The following is a 22013-nucleotide window of genomic DNA, read 5'->3' on the forward strand; positions in this document are numbered from 1 at the left end:
GAAAAAAATGGATTTTATAAAGCGTACTATCGAGCTGGCTCGAGAGAATGTGGGACATGGGGGCAGACCATTTGCTTGTCTTATAGTTCAGAATGGAAAAATTCTTGCTGAAGCTACCAATACGGTGGCGCAAACCCATGATCCTACAGCCCATGCTGAAGTTAATGCAATACGGATTGCTACAGCGAAATTAGGTTGTGAGCATTTATACGATTGCGATTTTTATATACTTGCTCATCCTTGCCCGATGTGCCTGGCCGCAATGTATTATTGTAGTCCCAGGAAAGTTATCTTTATCACGACGAGAGATGAATATAAAACCTATTATGTAGATGATCGAAAATACTTCACTCTTGAGAATTTTTATCAGGAGATCAATAAGCCATGGAGAGAACGTAAGATGCCTATGGAGCATAGACCGGACAAAGAGGCAATAGAAGTATATAAAATGCACCAGAAAAAAAAATCTTAGTCCAAATAACTGTTTAATATTTAAAACAGTTTGATTTTCAACCTTTAAAAAACTTTTATGTTTTAAAGTTCATAGTCTTGCTTGATCACTTTCAATAAATCATGTTTATCTTGAGTAGTATCTTCCTGCTTTTTTCAGTCTACCTTTTGAGCATATCTTAAAAATTTTAAAACATCTCAAATGTATTTTTTATTTCAATGCTGATTGTTATTAATATAATCTTAATGTTTTTATAATAAACTATGCTGGTTTTATATTAGACAGCACGAAGTTAATAGAAAGTTTCCTTCAAAATCAAGATGATTCCCGTTGATCATTATAAAGCACTCGCAATTGAGCAAAGCAAAACAACTTTGAAGTTCCAATAAAAATCTGATTGCATATAATTTTGCTCAAATTTTCAAGATAAACTAATTGAGTATGAATAATGCCTACTGGAATCGTATTAAGTTCACAATCCCCTGAAGCCACAACTTCTTTTCCTCGTCGAGGAGGAACTGCTGCTGGAATAAACCATGTGACTGGTTTTCCTGTTATTAAAATGCATAGAGACGCTCAGGCTCGTCCTGACGAGCGAAAGTACTTTAATCAAATTAAAGATGGCAGCCTGGTTTTCATTACCGGACATAGCAATACTGCCTTGGATCATCTTACTGGCGATTATGTTCCCCCATTAGCGACTCCGGTTCAGCCAATGAGTACCGAATGGACATATAAACAGTTTAGAGATCTGATTCTGAAGAATGGAAGCCTCAAAGCAGGTGATACGATAACTGTCGTTCTTTGGGCATGTAATGCAGGTGAGGGAGGTCTTAGTAGTGGGGCAGGCTTATTGGGGCGCTTATTCAGGGAAAAACAAATTAATACAAGAGTTATTGCTTCAGCAGCAACTACTATGCGATTTGATGGTCACTATTCTCCAACTCCAGAGGGAACGCCAGCTATGGCGTTTATAACAGAGAATGGTAGCAAAGATATTCGTATTTTTGATTTTACTGAGGAAGCAACGATTGAATGGAAAAATAAAGGGCGTCTTTATGTTACCTGTAATGGGATTGAAGGCTATAACTTGTACAGTCCTAAACAATTAGAATCCCTGGAAAGTGAAAAAATATATAAAGTGATGGAGGAAATATTTGTTGACAGGCACTACAAGGAAAATATCAGAACTGGAGAAGAAGTGAAACAATACTTTTCCAAGTCTAAGGCAGAGTTTATATTACGTTGGAGTTCAGCCAATGAATCTGATACTGAAAATAAGTATGTCTTCATCGCGGCATCTTTTCAAGCCTCTGATGGAATTCATAGCATTCGATATGGAATAAACAAGAATGGAGAGCTTTTTTCAATAAATACGGCTAGCAATAAAGTTACGCCAATTGATATTTTACCACTGGGTGTAATGGCTACTTTGACGCAACATATTACTCAAAATAAAGAGTTGATAGAGAAAGCACTCCATGAAAAAGGAGCTCAAATGACTCCTAGTCCAAAACTACAACATAGAGTGAAGCGTAAAAAATCAGATCATACTGAATTGCTTATTTTAAAAGGCGAGAAAGAACCATTAAAACCCGTTCAAACAGATACTCTCTCAAGCAAGGTGCCTGCTTCTCCAGGATGGTCAACCCAAGAAAATCAGGATTTCTTAATGTTTGTTACACCGTTGCAAGTCCAGGAATTGCTTAAATCTCATGGAGAAACAAAAAAGGAAAAACATGAGAAAAAAATCAGATTAGGTCATGAAAAAACTATTGGTGATGAGAAAACAAGAAAGCCAGTATCTAAACATAAAGAACCATCTGGAGAAAATGAAGAACCAGAAATGGATTTAAGTAAAAGGCAACGAATACCTGTTGTACAGAGAAAACGACCTCAGGGTCGTAGGCACGAGTTCTTTAGTGATTCCCCAAAAAATCCAGATGAGCATAAAACAGAAAAGGATAAAACGATATCTCCCTCGCGAAATCCAACCAAAGGAGGCTAGCTGGCAAGCAAAGTGTTGTTGGTGTTGATTAAGACTATACCATTTTGACACAAGAATTAGTGGGTGTATTTTGATATGGTGTGATAAAGGGTTCCCAGTCAATTGTTACAGATTAAAAATAATTAATCTTAAAGCGTATAAACTTTTACTTTATGAACTCTTCCTTTGATAGAAATTTCTCCCAATTCTATAAATTGAAATGCCGTATGATCTGTCGCAATATAAGTATATTCACTGATTAGAATATCTGTATTGAGTTTTTTGGTGGCATTTTCTATTCGTGATGCCAAATTGACAGTATCACCAATAGCTGTGTATTCCATATGTATATCAGTTCCAATATTCCCGACAATGGCACTGCCTGTATTGATACCAATACCAATTTGTATTTCAGAGCCTAATATTTTTGCCCAATCGGCATTGAGTGATTTCATCGCTTCTCGCATTTTTAATGCGGCATGGATAGCATGGTCTTCTTGATAGGCGTCATCATCAGGTGAACCGAAAATCGCTAAAAAACCATCTCCAAGATATTTATCCAATATTCCATGTTGCGAGGTAATAGCTTCTATCATTTTCTCAAAAAAATGATTTAAAAAATCAACTACCAATTCAGGTTTTATACGCTCCGAAATGGTTGTGAAATCGCGTATATCACAGACCATAATTGTGACCTTACGTCTCTCGCTAAATACTTGCGGTAACTCACCAGATTTCACAATTTTTTCTGCTAAAGCATGAGAAATAAAACGTGTTAAGCTTACTTGCAGCATGTTACGCTGTCTTAATCCTTCAGTCATTTCATTGATTACTCGACCCACTTCCGCGAATTCATCTTTTGTCCTAATGTCGAGATGCTGTTCAAGATCACCTTGGGCAATATTTTTGAGTGCAGTTGTAATTTTTAATAAGGGTTTATTGAACCACTGAAAAAGTAACCAGCCTAAAAAAATGGCAAATAAAAATGTTGAGATAAAGACGGCAATACCTGAGTACAGCAAGAAATGAAATCTTTGGTTAACCGAATCGGCGTCTACGTCCACTCGGATATTTCCAAGGTATTTCCCTTGTGCGTCTTTTATTGGGTATAAAGCAGTCAGCCATGTACCCCAGATGTCTTCAACAAATTCAGGCAGAACGATAGGGGATTCATAATTTACATTAATTGTCTGCCCTGATTCAGTCTTAAGTTTCATGACAGTTCCCAATTCAGTTTTATCTATAGTGTTTTCTTCGGGATCTACGGCAAAGCGAAGTACCTTGGGATTATTAGAGTCAGGAAATAAACTATATATGAAATTCACATACACATCTTTGCGACGATTTGCGTTACGTACTTCAAGAAGTTTTTTTTCAAGATCTTTGTAAAGAGGTGAGTTTGCAGACGTATCCAGATTAAATTTCTGGATATCCTCCGGATTCATCAGGACAGCTGTTGCCGCAGCTATGGATAGGGCTGATGAGCCTACTTCTTTGTATACGGTTTCTTTACCATATTGATAAGATAAAAACAGAAATATGCCGTTAGTAGTGATTACAATGAGAAGTAGGCCAAGAAATAACTTAGTACGAAATTTCATTATTTATCCACCATTAGCAGATTAATTATAAGTATTGGATAAAGGCAGTGAGAAGTAAAGACAACAGATTTCTGGAGATCTTTACCAATCTCCAGAACGATGTGGTTTTGGATAAAATAATACTTCCCAAAAATATAATTTATTATAAGACAGGATGCTTATTATTTGGGGCCATTAGAGCCAGGAACAAGCCAATCATATATCGCAGCGGCACCTGTGACCGTATTATTAAAAGCATTTTCAATTTCAGCATTGCTGGCCCCACGCTGCTGGAAGAGGCCAAGTCGCGCCACTGAATTTTCGACGGGCCGTTTACTTTCTCCGACTTCGTGAGAAGCATAAAGTACTGCGGAAGTAGCGAATATGGATGCAAATAACCCCCATCTCGAGTCGGCATAATAAAATGGCCATAAAAGCAGGTTTGTTATTCCTACCACTATCCCTGCTTTTTTGAGCTCTTCTCCACTTGGTTCATTATTTTTTGGCATATTAATTCCTTTTTAGACAAAATTTCAGTTCAAACTATATTCCAGATAATAAAAATTGCAAGCAAAATTAACGGGATATATGAATAATCTTGCCAACTTCATGGCATGGAAAACCAGGTTTGCTGGTGAAGGTATTACGATACGGAATAAATCGTTTAAACCATTTACCTCGGCGCAGAGTAACCTCCTTGAATTCCTTTCTTTGAAAAAACAATCTGCCATAATTGCAACATTCTGGCATCAAAAGCGCCAGCACAAGAGAGCAAATAATAATTCCACATACGAAAGAATTTTTCGCTATATTGGGATTTAATTTGGTCCCATCCCTTATTGAAATTCTCATGCCATGCCATTAATGTTTTGTAATAATCAGCTCCAAAATTATGCCAATCTTCCATAACGAATAATTTTTCGGAAGCTTGGCCTATTTGCATGATGGATGGAATCATTCCATTGGGAAAAATATATTTTGAAATCCAGGGTGTGGCTTTTGTGACACTTTCATTGGAACCTATAGTGTGTAATATGAACAAACCATCATCATTTAAACATTGATGGACAATCTCCATGTATTTTCGGTAATTCTTGTAACCAACATGCTCAAACATCCCTAAGGAGACTATACGATCGAATTTTTCATTTAAGTCTCTATAATCCTGAAATCGGATTTCAACAGGCAAATGAGCACAGCGCGTTTTAGCTAACTCGTATTGTTGCTGTGATATCGTTATGCCAACTACTGATACCCCATAGTTTTCAGCAGCATATTTTGCAAGTCCTCCCCATCCACATCCGATATCCAGCAATTTCATACCGGGTTTAAGGCAGAGTTTTCTGCAGGTCAGATCGAGCTTGTCGAGTTGGGCTTGCTCCAAATTTTCAGCTTTTCTCCAATAACCGCAAGTGTAGTTCATGTTGCTATCAAGCATAATCTGAAACAGATCATTTCCTCTATCATAATGTTGTCTACCAACATGTAGAGAACGTTTTTGGGTTTGCAGGTTCAATATTTTTGATAAAAAGACATTAAATGCCAATTTAAAATTAATTTTAATTTTGGACTCAAGATTTGCGTTAATCAGTTTTGAAATAAATAAATCAATTCGTTGACAATCCCACCAACCGTCCATGTAACTTTCACCCAGACCCAAATCGGCATCACGCAATAATCTGGAATAGAACTCATCATTATAAATTTGTATATCCCAAGGTGTTTGGCCATTGATATTGATATTGGCTAGCTGAAGCATGTAATTAACAAATATTTTTGCTTTGTTTTTTTTAATATCCATATCAAACTCCCTTTTTATAAAGGATGTTGAAACATTCAATCAATGCAACATCATCAGCCACTCAAAGCGTCTGTTATGGCTGTAACAAGATAATAAATAATAATCAGAAAAAACAACACAATCGAAATCAAGGGCAAAAGAATGGTAAAGGTACGAATCAAAACGGCTGAAATTTTATTTGAGCAATGATGCGCCGATCCCCAAAATGCTTTAATTAACCAGATGTATAAGACTATGCCATAGGAGAAGAGAGCTAGGGCTAATATATTATCTAGAGATAATGGTTTAGATGTTATTAACAAAATGGCAAATAAAATATAGAATCCAATATACGCCAGGCCGCCTTCAAGCAAAAAATAATCACCACCTGAACCAAACAGAACTTCAGAAAATTTCAGATCTCCATGCCATCCCTGTTTAAAATAACGAAACATACCGATCCTGTTATGTTATTTATAATTTTTATTATAAGCCAAGCTAGGACAATGGATGAAAGAATTTTTCAGGACTTACTAAAACCCCCAGTCTCTTTGTTAAAAAAGTTTTTAATTCGGTCATTTAGTTTATCTAAACTCCCTCATTAAAAACATTTTTTGCCTCGATCTTAAGGTTTTTTGTAAGTCCTGTTTTTGTAATCATTCACCTCTCTTTTACCTAATTTCTGCCTCAATAACTAAAGTACTTATTAAGTCACTTGCCGACATAGAGCGGCATAAATGAGCCGATTGTCCAGCCCATAACGACATAAAATCAATATTATCCTTTTCTCTGGCTTTTTGTCTCATCATCTGGGTTAATGCATTTTGAATGGGGTAGTCGAGGATATTTATTTTCCGATTATCCATGCAAATAATGAATTTATTTCGAATTCCACGAGCAAGCTTTCCCGAAAAAGCACGTGTTAGTACAGTATTGTCTTGTTGCTGCGATAATAGGGTTTGTTTGTATTTATAAGTGATGCCAGCTTCAAAACAACTTAAAAAGGCGGTCCCCATTTGCACGCCAGAGGCACCTGCATTTATTGCAGAAACTATGCCTTTACCATTCATGATTCCCCCGGCGGCTATCGCTGGTATTCGTATTGTTTCTACTAATTGGGGTATCAGCTCAGATAGTTGAATCAAATCTTCCTCAGCATTGCCGATAAAAGTACCTCGATGCCCTCCTGCTTCACTTCCTTGTGCAACAATGGCATCAATCCCACTTGCTTCAAGTATTCTTGCTTCGTGTATAGTGGTTGCCGTTCCTATCAGAAAGGTTCCATTTTTCTTCAATTGTTTGATCCACATCGGTTCTAATGTACCGAATGCATAGCTAAAGACAGGGATTTTTTCCTCTATCAGGATTTGCATTTGGTCAACAAAAGGCAGGGAGTAGGGCTTACTCACGGGACTGATTTCAATGTTTAGTTCAGTGCAGCACAAATTGATATCATCACAAGCGTTTTGAATTTGTTCTGGTGTTGCATGATGTGCTTCGGGTATAAAAAGATTAACAGCAAAAGGTTTGCTTGTTAATTGACGAATTTTTATAATGGCCTGTCTTATCTCGTCAGGTCTCATATACCCTGCGCCCAGAGAGCCCAAACCACCACTGTTAGAAACCGCTGCAACCAACTCAGGAGTAGTAGCTCCTCCGGCCATAGGTGCTTGAATGATAGGAAATTGAATACCAAGTCTCTCAGCTAATTTTAGATGGTGCATAGTAAGTAAAACCCCAAAAATTGGATAAATTTTTTGCCATATTTAATTTGTTTTCCAAAAAAAGACGAGTTGCAAGATGCTCTGTGGAGTTATCTAATAACCAATAACTAAAGGTGGCCAGATAAATGATGGTTAATCCGGTTTCCTGGATGGCACGTTGAATAAAGGTTTCTCGAAGACCAGCTGCTTCACGCCACCATTGAACAGTTTGGCTGATGCGTTTGATTGCAGGCAATTGAAGATGAAGATGACCAGGCTCTAATTTATGAAATATCATTTGCCGGATTACTTTTTGCTGGCCTTCGAAAGTACTTAACCAAGTCATTAATAAATCATGCAGTTTTTCTTTGGCAGTGAGTAAATCAAATTTTGGTCTGGAGGACGCATTGAGCATGGCTTCATCAGCACGATCAAAACAGCCATCAATGATTTGCTCTTTTTCCGCAAAAAAATATCGGATCGTATTTAAATCGATATTTAATGCTTTAGCGATATCAATCAGCCTCACTTTTTCCCAAGAGGTATCCTGGGCAATGTCTATTGCTGTATTGATGATCTCATTTTTTAGTGTTGGTGCTATTTTTTTCATGAAATACCTCCCTGTCTCTTATTAGTTTATTACTAATTTTATGATCAGGATTAATTTTTGATGGTTTTGGTAGTTAAATTAACTATAAGTTAAATCAAAAAATGCTATTGGTTATTTCAATTAGTCTATGCCACACTTATTTTTATAATATCGGACTATTGAATTAAAAATGAAGAAAATCATTTTATACTTGTTTGTCGCTATTGGAGTTTACGCTGTCCTTCTATTTGCGTACAACATGCTGATAAATCGAGCCGGACAAACATTATATGGGGGCGCTCCAGCAATGGGGAATGCCTATCCCACTGTTGAAAAAGTCAATGCGGTACCAGGTGGTTCTGGTGATAGCAACAATAATCCTTCTGCTTCAGAGCAAGTCATGAAAGGAATGATAATTCGTAATGCGAATATCACTCTGGAAGTCAATGATCCGACTAAAGTTATTGATGAAATTATGCAGATGGCTGAGCGAGAGGGAGGATATGTAGTAAACTCTAACTTAAGACAGGATAGTTTCTATGTTGGTGGGAATATCGCTCAAATCAGCATTAGAATACCAAGTAATCGTTTAAACAATGTATTGCAAAATTTAAAATCTTTGGCTGTTAAAGTAATTGAGGAATCGATCACGAGTGAGGACATTACCCGGCAATACGTTGATCTTGAAAGTGAGCTGAAAAATTACAGGGTTGCTAAAGATCAATTAAATAAAATTATGCAAGGTGCAAAAAATACTTCTGATGTACTTGCTGTCTATCAACAACTGAGTGAAACGCAGAGAAAAATTGATGTGATAGAAGGGCAGATTAAGTATTACAAGGAATCTATCGCATATTCACTAGTTACAATTTACCTGCAGATTGATCCTGCGATAAAAAATACACAAAATTCCACATGGCAAATATCTGAAGTTGTGATGAAATCTTACCAGGCTTTAATAGATAATTTACGGCAGTTTACTTATGGAGTCATCGAATTTGTTATCTTGTTTGTCCCAATGATCTTACTGTGGGGAATTATTGCTTTATTCGTATTTTGGATAGGTAGGGTAATTTATTCTCGTTTTAAATAATAGAATTTGCAGCGTATTTCAGATTTTGATTTAAGTGAGAGCTAAATACTCCCAACAGGATAGTTGGGAGCAAAAATAATCTTTTAGTTTAAACTTTAGGGCGCATATATTCGTCATTAGTCAGATCAAGGTTTATTGGCTTGGAATTTTCCTTGTCATATAGTCCATAATTTTTAGCTACTCTGTCCCAGAGGTACATAGTGCCTAGAACAACCGTTGTTGTTGCTGTTGCTCTCGCAGTATCAAGAGCCGCTGTCCTGGTTGCTCCGCCTAAGGTCTTTAACATACATTTCCCAAAGAATGATAACATATTTACCGTCCTGATTAGTTAATAATAATCCTGCTAATTATTCATCATTTATTCTAAATGAATTTCTGCCTAATGCAATACATTCCCCTGTTTGTATGATTAAGATCAAATCAATCATATCTTTTTAACGTCATGTAGATTAAATAAGTACAGTTTATGCAGTATAACGTATTGTTGTTTTTTAAGGCATAATGATGAAAAATAACATCCTTGTTACTCTTGATTATTTCTTGGTAGGGGATGGGGATGGATTCTCTGACTCAAGCTCTTCGACTCGTCCAGGCCAAACCTTTTTCAAAGGTTGAGGACCCATATATTCATCCATACCAAAAATGAGGGCAAAAGTGATGGCTGCTTGAGGAGCTCTTACCGCTACTTGCTGCAAATAGCTAACTTTGAAAAAGGTCATGAAGGCTTCCTTAAGACCAACCGCTTTTACATGTGATTTCATTTGACCAAACATGGTATAGGGTGACACAGTAATTAAACGGTTATTTTCAGCCACTTTAGTTTGCAACAATTTACTATCCGCATAAGCATTAGGGGCGGTTGTAAATAATGTCGCAATGACGCCAGAAGTAGCGCCGCCTAATATTTTGTTATACAAGTCTTTATCAAACTTATAAAATGAACTGACATAGTCTCCTGCAAATCCTATCAATGCGAAATTGACCCCACCGGCAAAAGAACGAGAACCCCAGTTGACTGAAGTTAATTTCCAAAAGTTGGAAAGGGACCATTTAAAGTTTTCAGCATTAATAACGCCGACATTTTGCAGTCTTGCCTTTCCACTTAAACCATTACTAACCAATAGATCAGCCTGAGAAAAGAATATGGTTCCCCACCAACGTTGACGGAATGGGGCTTCGAATTCTTCCTCTTCTGTTACTTTGTTAGTTTGTTTATGGGTTACAGCCACAGCACCGCGTTTTTGACCTGCAATAGCATAAGGAAGGAAGCCACGGTACATGCCTCGGAAAAGTCCTCCGCTCAATCCAGATGGAGTTCCAGATTGTGAAAATTGCAATTTGTTTAGCAAGTATTGAAATGGTTGAGTTCCTGCAGAAACAGTGAAAGAAATAGCTCCTGTTTTAAAAACTAAATTGGCCATTTCATAGGGCGTCAACAGATAGGGTGAATTATTACCCTGTTTCTCTCTACGTTCTTGCATTGTAAATCCTCTTTGAATCACTTAAATCAATGTGCTGTAATGGTAACAATTAATTATTAAGCAAATATTAACTGATGTGAAAAAAAAATATTAAGTATGAGAATAATATGTAAAAAGTGAGACAAATAAAAACATAAAATAGATTGAATTTATACAAATTAAGCATAATTATTTTCTTTTTGTATACAAAATATGCAAGCAACCTTGCTTTCTGAATTTTAATTCGTTGAGTTAATGAAGTACTTCATCTGGATATTTAGCGCTACTTCACAACAGAAAACTAAAAAGCAAGTTTTAACTGTTCCCAATATTGATTATAAAGCGCTAGTGTTTCTTCGCCGATGTCGCGTTGGAAATAACCCTTCTTTAGTGTTTTGTCTGGCGGATAAACCACAGGATTATTTTTTATAGGCAATGGCAATAAAGCTCTTCCTGCGGCATTGGTAATTGCATGTCCTTCCTTTAGTGCAATTTGAGCGCTTGTTTCCGGTTTCAGAATAAAATTAATGAATTGATACGCCTCTTTCAGGTGTGGGGGGTTTTTAGGGATAGCCAAACAATCTACCCAAATCACAAAACCATCTTGAGGATAAATAAACTCAATGGCTTTGTTTTCCGTATGTGCTTTGAAGGCATCGCCATTCCATGCTGATCCAATAAAAGCATCCTCATCTATCATGATGGCTTGAATACTATCACTGGCAAATAACTTAATATTAGGTACCAATTGCAATAAGTGTTCATAGGCTGCTTTTATGTGGTTTGGATTGGTATCATTGGGATCAAACCCTAAACTCATCAGAGCTATGGCAAATATTTCGCGTGAATCATCAAGTAACATTAGCTGATTACGCCACTTTTTATCCCATAAGCCTTGCCAGTTTTTTGGCGGGTTCGATACGGAATTATGATTAAAGAAAATCCCGGTTGCTCCCCAGATGATGGGTATACTATAACGGTTACCCGGATCATAATCATTTTTAACAAATTGTTCATCCAGATTATGAAGATTCGGAAGCAGTTTATGATCGAGTAATTGCAACATGCCTTGTTTTTGCATGCGCTCTACAAAATAAGCGGAAGGGAGGATGACATCGTAAATGGTCTTTTGACTGGCTCTTAGCTTGGCATACATGGTTTCATTGCTATCATAAGTCGAAAAATTGACTTTAATTCCTGACTCTTGTTCGAATTGATGAATTATTTTTTTAGGGATTTCACCTCCCCAGGCATAGACATTGACGACTGGATTGGAGAATGCCTTAAATGTAAGAAGAGCGAGCAGCAATGAAAAAATTTTCATATCAATTTACCTGACAAGCGATGAGAGATAATAACGAGAATCATCGATAAAACGAACGTAATTGAACACAATGCATTGAGTTCAGGCGTGACGCCAGCGCGGACTAAAGAGTAGATAGTCAAAGGCAAGATAGTAAAATCAGGGCCTGCCACAAAATAGCTGATAATGACGTCATCAAATGACAAAGTGAAACTTAATAAAAAAGCGCTTAAAACCGCAGGCCACAATAAAGGAAGCAAGACTCTTGTTAAAGCAAAATAACGACTGGCGCCAAGATCGAGGGCGCCAAAATAAATGTTGGGATTTAAAGTGTTTATACGTGAATTAATGGTCAAGATAACAAAAGGAATGGAGAATGTAATATGGGCAACTAAAAGGCTCAAGAAGCCAAGCGGTACTTGGGTAATATTAAAGAAAATTAATAAGGCAACCCCCAGGACTATGTCAGGAATAATAATAAGTAATAGTAATAAGGTATATAGGATCTGGCGGTGTCTTGTACGAAATAAAAATAAGTTGATTGAGGCCAATAGCCCCATTGTTGTAGCGATAAGAGAGGATGTTAGGCCCAGGGTGATAGAATTGAAAACAGCAGACCACAAGCCTCGATCATGAAATAGTTCTTTGTACCATCGCAAAGAAAACCCATGCCATTGTAATGAAAATTTGGCATCATTTACTGAATAGAGCACCAGTATTGCAATGGGGATATAAAGAAAAGCATAAACTAAAGAAAGAAACAGGCGCTGTGTCATTGTTTTCATCGAATGACCTCATTGTTCTGTCGCCGAAAAATGAACATTAAAATAAGCAGAACGGAAGTTAATAGCACACTGGTAGCGGCTCCCTGAGGCCAATCGCTCAGGACAAGGAATTGATTTTGGATTAAATTTCCCAATAAAATGGAACGAGCGCCACCTAATACATTAGGAATGTAAAATAAAGTCATTGCTGGTAACAAGACCAGCAAACAACCTGATAAGACTCCAGGGGCTGTGTTAGGCAAAAATACTCGTGTAAATATAGACCACTTGTTTGCCCCTAAATCTTTAGCTGCCTCAATTAACCTGAAATCGAACCGTTCCATATTAGTAAAAATGGGTAGGACCATGAAAGGGAAAAGATTGTAAACCAAGCCAATAACGACCGCAAAATTGGTATAGAGTAGTGACAAGGGAACATCAATCAAATGCAATTTCAGCAAGAGGGCATTTATCACGCCTTTGTATTTAAGGATAGCAATCAAAGCATAAGTTCTTATTAATGAGCTTGTCCAGAAAGGTATGATAATCAACAGCAATAAAATAGATTGGTGTTTTGATTTAATCATAAGATAACTAAAGGGATAGGCGATGAGCAGGCAAAGAAGGGTGGTGACACAGGCTATCAGCAAGGATCGGAAAAGGATTTTTGCAAAAACAGGAGTAAACAAGTCAAAATAATTTTCCAATGTCAATGGCAAGGTAACAAGATGAATACTGTCTTGGGATAAAAAGCTGGCAACCAGCACCATTAACAAAGGAATGAAGCCAAAAATAATTAGCCAAAAATACAATAAATACAGTGCAGATGATTTAGCCTTCATAAGGTAATAAAACCTCCCAGCCAGGCAACCATTGTACCCAAACGGTTTCATGGAGAGTGTATTCCAGCTTATCATCGTCTTCATCAAAAAACTCCGAAGCATTGATGATTTTGCCTGATGACAATTCCACTTTGAGATCAACCGTAGAGCCTTTATAAATGATATCAACAATACGACCAGGCAACATTCCTTCTGTTTTTTCTACTTCGGATAAGCTCCAAACTCGAATATCCTCTGGACGAACGATCAAATGAAGCCGGTCGTTGACTTGATAATTGCCAGTGTTTTTACAGGATAGCTGGATTCCTTCAATGTTCGTTATGATGTCTTGATCCTTTACTGTGTGAACCTGAATATCAAATATATTCGCTTCGCCAATAAACATGGCAACATGCAGGTTGGCAGGGGTTTCATAGACAGCCTTGGGAGTACCAATTTGTTCAATGTGGCCATGATTAAAGACGACAATACGGTCAGACATTGATAAGGCTTCTTCCTGATCATGCGTTACAAAAATAAACGTCATATTCAAGGTTTTTTGTAATTGTTTCAATTCGGATTGCATGGCTTTCCTAAGCCTGTAGTCAAGGGAACTCAATGGCTCATCTAACAACAGTACTTGAGGTCTATTGATGATTGCTCGAGCAATCGCAACACGTTGTTGTTGGCCTCCACTTAACTGTTTCACATTTCTTTCAGCTAACGATTCAAGTTGTACAAGTTTTAACGCATCAAAGACTCGCTTCCTGATTTCCTGGTTGGGCGTTTTTTTGCAGCGCAAGGCAAATGCGACATTTTCAAAAACGGATAAATGAGGGAAAAGGGCATAACTTTGAAAAACAGTATGCACATCCCGTTTTTGAGGTGGTAATTGATTAACACATTGACCATTAATGAAAATCTCACCTTGCGTTGGTTGTTCAAAACCAGATATAAGCCGAAGAAGGGTTGTTTTTCCACAACCTGAAGGGCCCAGTAAGGTTAAAAATTCACCGTGATTGACGTTTAGCGAAACATTATTCAAAATTGGTGTATTGCCGTATGATTTATAAATCTGACGGATTTCAATGAGCGGTGTTGTCATCTGCTTTATTAAATAAAAACTGCAATTATGTGTGCTGTGACTTATCTTGTCCAGTCAATCACAAACTTTGTTCCCAATATTAAAAAATTAGTCAACTATTGTCTATTTTTGTGTTTTGTACATGAGCAAAAAAATCAGTCATGCCCGCGTAGGCGGGCAACCATCTATCAACATAATCCAATGCTCAGGTCAAGCCGCTGAGGATTTTTTTGTTCGATCAAGTTTATTTTCATTGCCTGTTCCATTTCTTAATACATTTTTCTCTGGTTATTGCTTCATAAACATCGGTGTGAATTTCATAATAAACTAACCGATGGACGTTGTATCTTTTAGTAAATCCTTCGGTCAAACCTTTTTTGTGCTGATATATTCGTTGCACAAGATTACTGGTAATCCTGGTATAAAGGGTCCCATATGCCTTACTAGCTAATATATAAACAACATATTGTTTCTCTCCCATTATTCATCCTGGTTGGTTGCTATATCCTGCCGCAATTTTGCGATCGAGATTATATGATTTTTATTGTATATCAGCGAGTTACTTCATCTTGTTTAGGTGGTAAGCGAGGAATGGTTGCCCGCCTGCGCGGGCATGATCGATTTTTTGCTTATGCACAAAGATTTCGCGGCGGATAGTATGACTTTATCCAGTAAATCATTTATTGAATTTTCCAATCATCAGGATTGTCATGGGGTAAATTTTTGAAATGCTCCAGAAGCTTGTCCATTCCTTCACGCCCTGTTGTATCTTTTTTGTTTTTTGCAACAAACTGCTTTCCAAAAAGATTGCTTTGATAGCATAAATCAGGATTCTCCATATCAATAACTTCAGCAAATACCTTGGCTACTTCCGCTGCATTTTGAAAAACAGTATTCTGATGGAACCATTGATAAGCTTGTTCAGTAAAGTTTTTATAGTATTTCTCAACAATATCAGCGCGAGAGCCATCAAATCGGGTCAATTCTGTGGTAATTGGCCCAGGTTGGAAATTAATTACTTTGATATTCCATGGGGCCAGCTCAATCGCCAAGGATTCTTGTAATCGTTCAAATGCTGCGAGTGCTGAAAAATAGATTGCGACACCTGGAATACTAACGGGAACAGAGGTAAAAATCGTCGATGTTGTTGTTAATAAACCTTTTTTCCTTTCTCTCATTACAGGGATGAATCCCCTGATTAAAGACAATGGGCCAAATACTTTGGTTTGAAAAGTTGTTAATACATCTTGAGTGGTTGCGCTTTCAACAGGGCCAATAGCCACATTAGCAGCATTGTTAACCAAGGCGTCAATGTATTGATATTGACTTAAGACTTCTTTAATAAAGCGGTCAATTGAATTTTCATCGCAAAGATCCAATATTTTTACATCCAAATTGCTGGAGTTTGGGAGGTTTGCTTTGTTAATTTGGCTTGTTTCAAGATTTCTCACCGTTGCAATGACTTGATGCCCGCGCTTTAGCATTTCACATACAAGATTATATCCTACGCCAGATGTTTTTGAACAACCTGTGACCACCACTATTTTTTTATCCGTCTTCGTCATGTCCCTATCCTAATGATCTTTTAGAGTAATAAACCGAGTATAGCCCTTTTATTTATTCAGAACTTACGAAAAACCCCAATCTCTTTGTTAAAAAGGTTTTTAATTCGGTCATTTATTATTGATTTTCCAAACTCTTAACTGATTTTTTGAAAGCAGAAAAATATTGGTTGAGAAAATATAGGATATTCAGTGATATATAGTTTATTACTGAGATTAGTTGCTATCGTTTGATTATTGGGACATTTATTCTGATAAAGATTGACAATATTGAAGACAGAGGAATTAAAAAAATCCCGTATTTACCTCAGGTAAATACGGGGTGTCCCTTCAAAAGAGGGCAGGCATATTACATTGTAAAACGGCTTGATTCTTCGTTTTCTTCTTCTTTTTCTTCATTTTCTGATTCAGAAGATGAAAATTCTGCTTCTTCTTTTTCTTCATTCACTGATTCAGACGATGACAGTTCCTGTTCTTCTTTTTCTTCTGCTTCTTTCGCATCTGTTTCTGCTGCCAGCATATCATCAAGATTTAAGTTGACATTTTGCATCAGGAATTGAAGCGCCAATAGACTCATTATTTCCGGACTGCCATTCATAGTAGCAAATACTAATGTATCATCTGCCTGAATATCCATAATATGGAAGTGACCGTGGCCATGAGGGCATGGCATGACTAGAGCATTAGGAGTAAAACCAAAAAGAGTCAATATACTGCTTCTTGGTTGTTGATTTCCTTGCTCGTTTCCTTGTTGATTAGTTTGTTGATTATCTTCTTCAGAACGTCTTTCAGTTTTTGGTGAAGCGGGGGGGGTTAAAGGCATAATCATTACTCCTAAACTAAAAATTAAATCCAAAAAATACTGCCCAAAAAAGATAATCTCATTAACAATCTATCTTTTCGGCGTCAAGTTTACAATTAATTTACAGAGCTTGGTAGAGTAATTAAACAAATTTTTCTTATTGAATAAAAAAACAAAATTATTTTTACAGGGAGTGGAATATTTTTAAAAATTGCTTCAAATGATCGCATAGTCGCATGAAAAAAACCAAAAATCTCTGACTGGTTATTTTTTGATTATACTTAAAGATAACCATCAAGAGGAGATAAAATTTTGGCTGATTCCAGATCATCGATTCAAAGTATTTTGGAAGTCGATAAACGATTTGATGAAAAATATTATAATTATTTGGTTGATGATAATTATTTAATTCCAGCTGAGGCTGCAGTCATAGCCAATGGATTAGCAATATTCAAAGAAGAGTTTGAGAGTGGAAACTTATTTAAACAGAGAAAAGACAATCATGACTCTTTCACTCATGAACAAATCCTTCAGTATTATTTGGAGTTGGCTCTTACTTGTGGGCGCCTTGAGATCATTAAATACCTTATCGATGAGCTTCATGTTTCTTTATCCGAGGAAAAACTGTTGCACTTTCTATTTTTGCACAGTCCTTATGAAGGAAATAAATATTTTGAAAACATCGTAGAAATTTATAATTATTTGGAAAAGAAGAAGGAAATTGGAAGTAATAAACAGTTGTTAGAAGAGATCTTTTTAAAGGAAGCTAAAAAAGGTCACTTTAACCCGGTCAAAGCGATTATAGAACTTAAGATTATACCAAATATAAATATTACCGACCCCGATGGCCATACAGCATTTTTTTACTGTATTTTGGAAAGCAAGAAAAAGAGATTTTCCTTTAATCCTGAAGAGTTGGGAGCAGTGGATGTTATTTTATCAGTTCGGGATAAAGAAATTCTTGAATTGATAGAGCTGGTTGATGCAACCATTTTGGCAATGGAAGATAAAAATGAAGAAAAACTGGTTAAATTAAGGAGAGTGTTTACTGACTCAATAGATAAAATTCCTGAGGCGTTGATAGAAGACTGTTTGTCGCGAGCAATTGAGTCGAATGATGTCAAGATGATTCAACTTCTGTTACCTGTTTGTAATCCTGATCTAAAGTTCTTGATGCTTGGTAAGGTCAATTCCGTTGAAGCCGGTATGCTACTAATAGAGCATTTTATAAGTACTGGATTTGTTATACCCGAAGCAAGGAGTTTGGAGGGTTATGCGCACAGGTTAGGGTTAAACGAATACACTGCTGGTGCCGAACAGGCGAATAGATTTTTGTTACATGCAGTCGCTGGATTTGTCAATCGGACGGACAATAGTAAAGACTTCAAGACTGTTTTAAGGGCGCTACAAAAGACAGTGCTATTAAACGGCATAGCGAATGTGGAGGTGGCGCGGAAAATTTTATATCAAACGTATTTGGAAGGCGAACCTCTATTGCTTACGGTGGGATGGACGCAACATGGTGTTGGTTTATCCATATTATGGGATAAAGAGTCCAATAAAACTTATCTTGTATTTTCTAACCGAGGGCAAGGAGGAATTGCTTCATGTCTTAATGATAAGGGTTTAATTAAGAAAGAGGAACCGAAAGCAGGTTCAGTTATCTATGAGATAGACGGTAAGCTGGATGAAGACTTTTTCTCTCATTTTGAGATAGGAGAAAATAACTTGGGTCTTTTTAGATATGGGAAGAAAGCATTTGAAAAAGACATCAAGACATGTCTTAAAGATGCCCGAGTATTACCCCCCTTTATTTTTGCTGCAGCACAGAATTATGCCACCTGTGGCTACGTCAACACAAAACAATCCATACGCGGTTTATTATGTGTTTTTGCTATGACAAGAGGCGATTCTTTAAGTGAAGAGTTAATTGATAAAATGAGTCGTCAATACAAAGAATTTACAACTCATGATAGAAACGTTGCTTGTTCCGAGTTAATTGAAGATTTTCAGAGGAAAATTAAGTTTGATTCCAGGTATATTCAGAAGGAGTATCAAGATTTCATTGTGAAATTGATTCTATCGCATTGTACATCGGATAAACCAGAAGATATTGAGCGAACCCAACGATTATTTGTAGTGTTGCCAGAAGAGATACAGGAAAAACTGGCTTATCTGATACCTTGCCATATCGTAGCACGAAAAGCAGATAAGTCATCAACCCTTCAAAATCTGAGTCTCTTCAAACATCAGGAAGAACCTTCCTCCCAAAATGACTGTTTTTTGCATAGGCCGATCGGAGTAATCCCTGATTCCGTGGATAATTTACTGAATAAATATCATGAGATGAATACACTACTTAAATTTTTAGAGTCCCAAGGTTATACAGAAGAAGATATTCCGAAAATTGTTTTGGAAAATAATTCAGTCCGAATTCACACTAAGTCTGATAGAGATTTTAAGTATAAAGTAAAAGATCTTTTTCCCAAAGATATCCAGATTGTTAATGTTCAGGGAAGATATGAGTTTATTCTCAAGGATCTGACGGAAGTCAGTTATGTATTAAATAAATTAAAGGGCCAGACACCAGCGAACAATAGCGATCCGGATTTTGGTCTATAATATTTTTTCATGAGTCAGTTTTTAAATTTCTTGAAAGGATTTTAACTATGTTATTCTGTATGTGGTGCTTTGAAAGCTATCAGATCTGAGTGGAACCCATATTTTTAAAGTATAAGCCAAGAGTCCTTCATGAATGCCTATCAACAATTAGAACAACATTTTAAAAAATATTACGATTTTGAAAATTTAGCAGCCATTGTTTCCTGGGATGAAGCAACGATGATGCCAGCCGGGGGTGGTCAGGCGCGTGCAGAAGCGTTAGCCACTTTAAGTGCTGTACAACATGAATGGTTAACTAATAAAAAAATAGGTGACTGGATAAAACGGGCAAAAGATTTACCAGGTTTATCATTATGGCAGCGACGAAATGTTTATTGGATCGATAGGCAATATCAGCAAGCAACCTGTATTCCAGCGCAACTGATAGAAGAGTTTACGAATGAATCTTTGATATGTGTTCAGGCATGGCGGGAATTACGAGCTAAAAATGATTGGCGCTCATTTAAACCGTACTTTAAAAAGTTATTTGAAAAAGTAAAAATGATTGCCGATATTAAATCACAAAGATTTAATAAGCCTTGTTTGGATGTCTTAATCGACGAATACTCCCCGGATTTGGATTGCAAGGCCATCACCCCGGTTTTTGATATCTTGAAACAAGAAATACCAGCCATTATTCCCAACGTTATCGAAAAACAAAAAAGTCGAGATATTAAAGTGATTTCAGGTGATTTTTCTGCGGAAAAGCAAAAGCAATTTGGGATTGAAATCATGTCTCGATTGGGGTTTGACTTTAATCGTGGTCGATTAGATGTTAGCCACCACCCGTTTTGTGGTGGTATTTCAGATGATGTTCGAATGACAACCCGATACAGTGAGCAGGAATTCATATCTTCCTTAATGGCAATTACCCATGAAACAGGTCATGCTCTGTATGAGCAAGGCTTGCTAAAAGAATGGAGTCGGCAACCTGTTGGCCATTCATTAGGAATGTCTGTGCATGAGAGCCAATCGTTGCTTATTGAGATGCAAATTTGTCGAAGTTTGGAGTTTATAAGTTTTTTGGTTCCTATCGCGAAAAAATATTTTAAAGAAGCTCAAAATATAACTGAAGAGAATCTTTATTTTCATTGTACGAAAGTACAACCTGATTTAATTCGTGTTGAGGCAGACGAAGTCACTTATCCACTACATGTAATACTGCGTTACGAAATCGAACAACTTTTGTTTTCTTCGGAGATTACCATTGATGATTTACCAGAGGTCTGGGACAACTTCATGAGAAAATATTTAGGACTATCAACAAAAGGGAATGACAAAAATGGTGTGATGCAAGATGTGCATTGGCCTTCTGGAAATTTTGGCTATTTTCCTGCTTATACGTTTGGTGCATTAATTGCCGCTCAATTGTTTTCGGCGGCCAAAAAAGCAATCCCTGATATCAATGATCAAATCAAATCAGGTGACTTTCAATCGTTGTTAATTTGGCTTAGGGAAAATGTTCATCAAAAAGCAAAGTTATTTTCTTATCAAGAGTTATTGCGTCAAGCAACAGGCGAAGAGTTAAATCCGCAATATTATTTGGCTCATATCAGACAGAGGTATTTATAAAACGGGGTGGCCTTAGATAAAATTTGCAGGTTGTATCATTTTAATTAAGAGGGTTATCAGATGTTATTTTTTAGTTCAGCAATGTCCAAACACAAACTCACTTTTACTAAACTGTCTGATTGCATGAAATATTTGGATCTTGCCGCAACATGGGCAGAGGAAGAATGGGGATATATTCGTAATAAAGGGCTAGAGTTTCGTAAAAAAATCCTGTCTGATTTGAAAGAGCATACTTATATAGGAACTTTTAATGGACAACCCATTGCCATGTTCGTTTTATTCGATAAAGAGATGAGTCCGGAATTTAACCATGGAAGATTTAAACCCCCGGTAGTGAATGAGTTGATGTATGTCTATATTGATAAACCATATAGAGGGCTGGGTTTTGGAAAGCAAATTATTGATGAGGCGAAACAATTAGCAAGCGATTCAAAATCGGAATACATTATGTTGGATACTTTAAAACCTGGCTTGAATCGATTTTATGAAAAAAGCGGGGCAAAAGTGATTGCAGAAAATCAATTGTTTTCGCATCCAACTGATGTATTAACAATAAAGATATAAGCTGTGATCTCTATCACGGGTAAGTAATGCTCTTTTTTATGTGGACATGAGCATGTTATCGTGTTTAAGTTATCATATATTCAATGGGTGCAATAATTAATCATGAGAGTGAATTTCTTTTCGGTTAATTATTTTTTATTTCATTAGACCTCTTGCCCTAAAACAAAAGAGACAGGTTAGGCAAGAGGTCTATTTCAGAGTCAAAAGCATTGCGTAACTGCTTCAGGTGGAGCATAC

General features: G+C 36.8%; 22 protein-coding genes. 7 read left to right on the forward strand and 15 right to left on the reverse strand.

Annotated features, from left to right (window positions below; genetic code table 11):
* The first annotated feature begins 7 nt into the window (after nucleotides 1–7).
* Together LPG_RS05610 and ravO are read left to right on the forward strand one after the other, a co-directional pair.
* Nucleotides 8–472: a nucleoside deaminase gene (locus tag LPG_RS05610; protein WP_010946862.1), complete on the forward strand. Its 465-nt coding sequence runs from the start codon at nucleotides 8–10 to the stop codon at nucleotides 470–472.
* A gap of 427 nt (nucleotides 473–899) precedes the next feature.
* A complete protein-coding gene (ravO, locus tag LPG_RS05615; RefSeq protein WP_010946863.1) occupies nucleotides 900–2459 on the forward strand; it encodes a Dot/Icm T4SS effector RavO in 1560 nt (519 codons plus the stop codon).
* A 128-nt stretch (nucleotides 2460–2587) separates the two neighbouring features.
* Here ravO and LPG_RS05620 read toward each other — a convergent pair whose 3' ends face one another.
* The 6 genes from LPG_RS05620 to LPG_RS05645 form a co-directional block, all read right to left on the reverse strand.
* Nucleotides 2588–4039 (reverse strand): adenylate/guanylate cyclase domain-containing protein, encoded by a 1452-nt coding sequence (locus LPG_RS05620; protein WP_010946864.1) that lies wholly within the window; start codon nucleotides 4037–4039, stop codon nucleotides 2588–2590.
* A 161-nt stretch (nucleotides 4040–4200) separates the two neighbouring features.
* On the reverse strand, nucleotides 4201–4527 hold the full coding sequence (locus tag LPG_RS05625) for a hypothetical protein (protein WP_011213487.1): 327 nt from the start codon (nucleotides 4525–4527) through the stop codon (nucleotides 4201–4203).
* Between the two features lie 164 nt (nucleotides 4528–4691).
* Nucleotides 4692–5819, reverse strand: a complete 1128-nt coding sequence (cfa, locus tag LPG_RS05630) for a cyclopropane fatty acyl phospholipid synthase (protein WP_015444610.1) — start codon at nucleotides 5817–5819, stop codon at nucleotides 4692–4694.
* Nucleotides 5820–5872: 53 nt separating this feature from the next.
* Nucleotides 5873–6253 carry a hypothetical protein gene (locus LPG_RS05635; protein WP_010946866.1) on the reverse strand — a complete coding sequence of 127 codons (381 nt, stop codon included), beginning with the start codon at nucleotides 6251–6253 and terminating at the stop codon, nucleotides 5873–5875.
* A 216-nt stretch (nucleotides 6254–6469) separates the two neighbouring features.
* Nucleotides 6470–7522, reverse strand: a complete 1053-nt coding sequence (locus tag LPG_RS05640) for an NAD(P)H-dependent flavin oxidoreductase (RefSeq protein ID WP_010946868.1) — start codon at nucleotides 7520–7522, stop codon at nucleotides 6470–6472.
* Nucleotides 7500–8111 (reverse strand): TetR/AcrR family transcriptional regulator, encoded by a 612-nt coding sequence (locus tag LPG_RS05645; protein ID WP_010946869.1) that lies wholly within the window; start codon nucleotides 8109–8111, stop codon nucleotides 7500–7502. Before LPG_RS05645 ends, LPG_RS05640 begins: the two co-directional genes overlap by 23 nt.
* Before the next feature lie 169 nt (nucleotides 8112–8280).
* Between LPG_RS05645 and LPG_RS05650 the strand changes: the two genes are divergently transcribed.
* A complete protein-coding gene (locus LPG_RS05650; RefSeq protein WP_010946870.1) occupies nucleotides 8281–9183 on the forward strand; it encodes a DUF4349 domain-containing protein in 903 nt (300 codons plus the stop codon).
* An 88-nt stretch (nucleotides 9184–9271) separates the two neighbouring features.
* On the opposite strand, the gene LPG_RS05655 is transcribed toward LPG_RS05650, so the two are convergent.
* From LPG_RS05655 to LPG_RS05685, 7 genes are all read right to left on the reverse strand, one after another.
* Nucleotides 9272–9469, reverse strand: coding sequence for a hypothetical protein (locus tag LPG_RS05655; RefSeq protein ID WP_015444609.1), 198 nt, complete (start codon nucleotides 9467–9469; stop codon nucleotides 9272–9274).
* A 247-nt stretch (nucleotides 9470–9716) separates the two neighbouring features.
* Complete coding sequence (locus LPG_RS05660; protein WP_010946871.1) at nucleotides 9717–10685, reverse strand: lpg1137 family Dot/Icm T4SS effector; 969 nt, start codon at nucleotides 10683–10685, stop codon at nucleotides 9717–9719.
* Nucleotides 10686–10944: 259 nt separating this feature from the next.
* Nucleotides 10945–11967 carry an ABC transporter substrate-binding protein gene (locus LPG_RS05665; RefSeq protein ID WP_010946872.1) on the reverse strand — a complete coding sequence of 341 codons (1023 nt, stop codon included), beginning with the start codon at nucleotides 11965–11967 and terminating at the stop codon, nucleotides 10945–10947.
* Entirely contained in the window at nucleotides 11964–12731 is a 768-nt protein-coding gene (locus tag LPG_RS05670; RefSeq protein WP_010946873.1) for an ABC transporter permease subunit, read from the reverse strand. Before LPG_RS05670 ends, LPG_RS05665 begins: the two co-directional genes overlap by 4 nt.
* The gene (locus LPG_RS05675; protein ID WP_010946874.1) at nucleotides 12728–13552 is read right to left on the reverse strand and encodes an ABC transporter permease; all 825 of its coding nucleotides are present in this window, start codon (nucleotides 13550–13552) and stop codon (nucleotides 12728–12730) included. Before LPG_RS05675 ends, LPG_RS05670 begins: the two co-directional genes overlap by 4 nt.
* Nucleotides 13542–14636, reverse strand: coding sequence for a spermidine/putrescine ABC transporter ATP-binding protein PotA (gene potA, locus LPG_RS05680; RefSeq protein ID WP_015444607.1), 1095 nt, complete (start codon nucleotides 14634–14636; stop codon nucleotides 13542–13544). The genes LPG_RS05675 and potA overlap by 11 nt, the downstream gene beginning before the upstream one ends.
* Before the next feature lie 229 nt (nucleotides 14637–14865).
* On the reverse strand, nucleotides 14866–15096 hold the full coding sequence (locus tag LPG_RS05685; protein WP_010946876.1) for a GIY-YIG nuclease family protein: 231 nt from the start codon (nucleotides 15094–15096) through the stop codon (nucleotides 14866–14868).
* Between the two features lie 53 nt (nucleotides 15097–15149).
* Here LPG_RS05685 and LPG_RS15415 point away from each other — a divergent pair, with 53 nt between their 5' ends.
* The gene (locus tag LPG_RS15415; RefSeq protein WP_015444606.1) at nucleotides 15150–15272 is read left to right on the forward strand and encodes a hypothetical protein; all 123 of its coding nucleotides are present in this window, start codon (nucleotides 15150–15152) and stop codon (nucleotides 15270–15272) included.
* A 23-nt stretch (nucleotides 15273–15295) separates the two neighbouring features.
* On the opposite strand, the gene LPG_RS05690 is transcribed toward LPG_RS15415, so the two are convergent.
* Together LPG_RS05690 and cegC3 are read right to left on the reverse strand one after the other, a co-directional pair.
* Entirely contained in the window at nucleotides 15296–16180 is an 885-nt protein-coding gene (locus tag LPG_RS05690; protein WP_010946877.1) for an SDR family oxidoreductase, read from the reverse strand.
* A 346-nt stretch (nucleotides 16181–16526) separates the two neighbouring features.
* Nucleotides 16527–17033 (reverse strand): Dot/Icm T4SS effector CegC3, encoded by a 507-nt coding sequence (gene cegC3, locus LPG_RS05695; RefSeq protein ID WP_010946878.1) that lies wholly within the window; start codon nucleotides 17031–17033, stop codon nucleotides 16527–16529.
* Nucleotides 17034–17291: 258 nt separating this feature from the next.
* On the opposite strand from cegC3, the gene lem7 reads away from it, so the two are divergent.
* From lem7 to LPG_RS05710, 3 genes are all read left to right on the forward strand, one after another.
* Nucleotides 17292–19601: a Dot/Icm T4SS effector Lem7 gene (gene lem7, locus LPG_RS05700; protein ID WP_010946879.1), complete on the forward strand. Its 2310-nt coding sequence runs from the start codon at nucleotides 17292–17294 to the stop codon at nucleotides 19599–19601.
* 129 nt (nucleotides 19602–19730) lie between these two features.
* Nucleotides 19731–21212 carry a carboxypeptidase M32 gene (locus LPG_RS05705; RefSeq protein WP_010946880.1) on the forward strand — a complete coding sequence of 494 codons (1482 nt, stop codon included), beginning with the start codon at nucleotides 19731–19733 and terminating at the stop codon, nucleotides 21210–21212.
* 60 nt (nucleotides 21213–21272) lie between these two features.
* Nucleotides 21273–21776: an Lpg1147 family Dot/Icm T4SS effector N-acetyltransferase gene (locus LPG_RS05710; protein ID WP_010946881.1), complete on the forward strand. Its 504-nt coding sequence runs from the start codon at nucleotides 21273–21275 to the stop codon at nucleotides 21774–21776.
* The last annotated feature ends 237 nt before the right edge of the window (nucleotides 21777–22013 follow it).

This window comes from Legionella pneumophila subsp. pneumophila str. Philadelphia 1, from assembly GCF_000008485.1.
GTDB lineage: Bacteria > Pseudomonadota > Gammaproteobacteria > Legionellales > Legionellaceae > Legionella > Legionella pneumophila.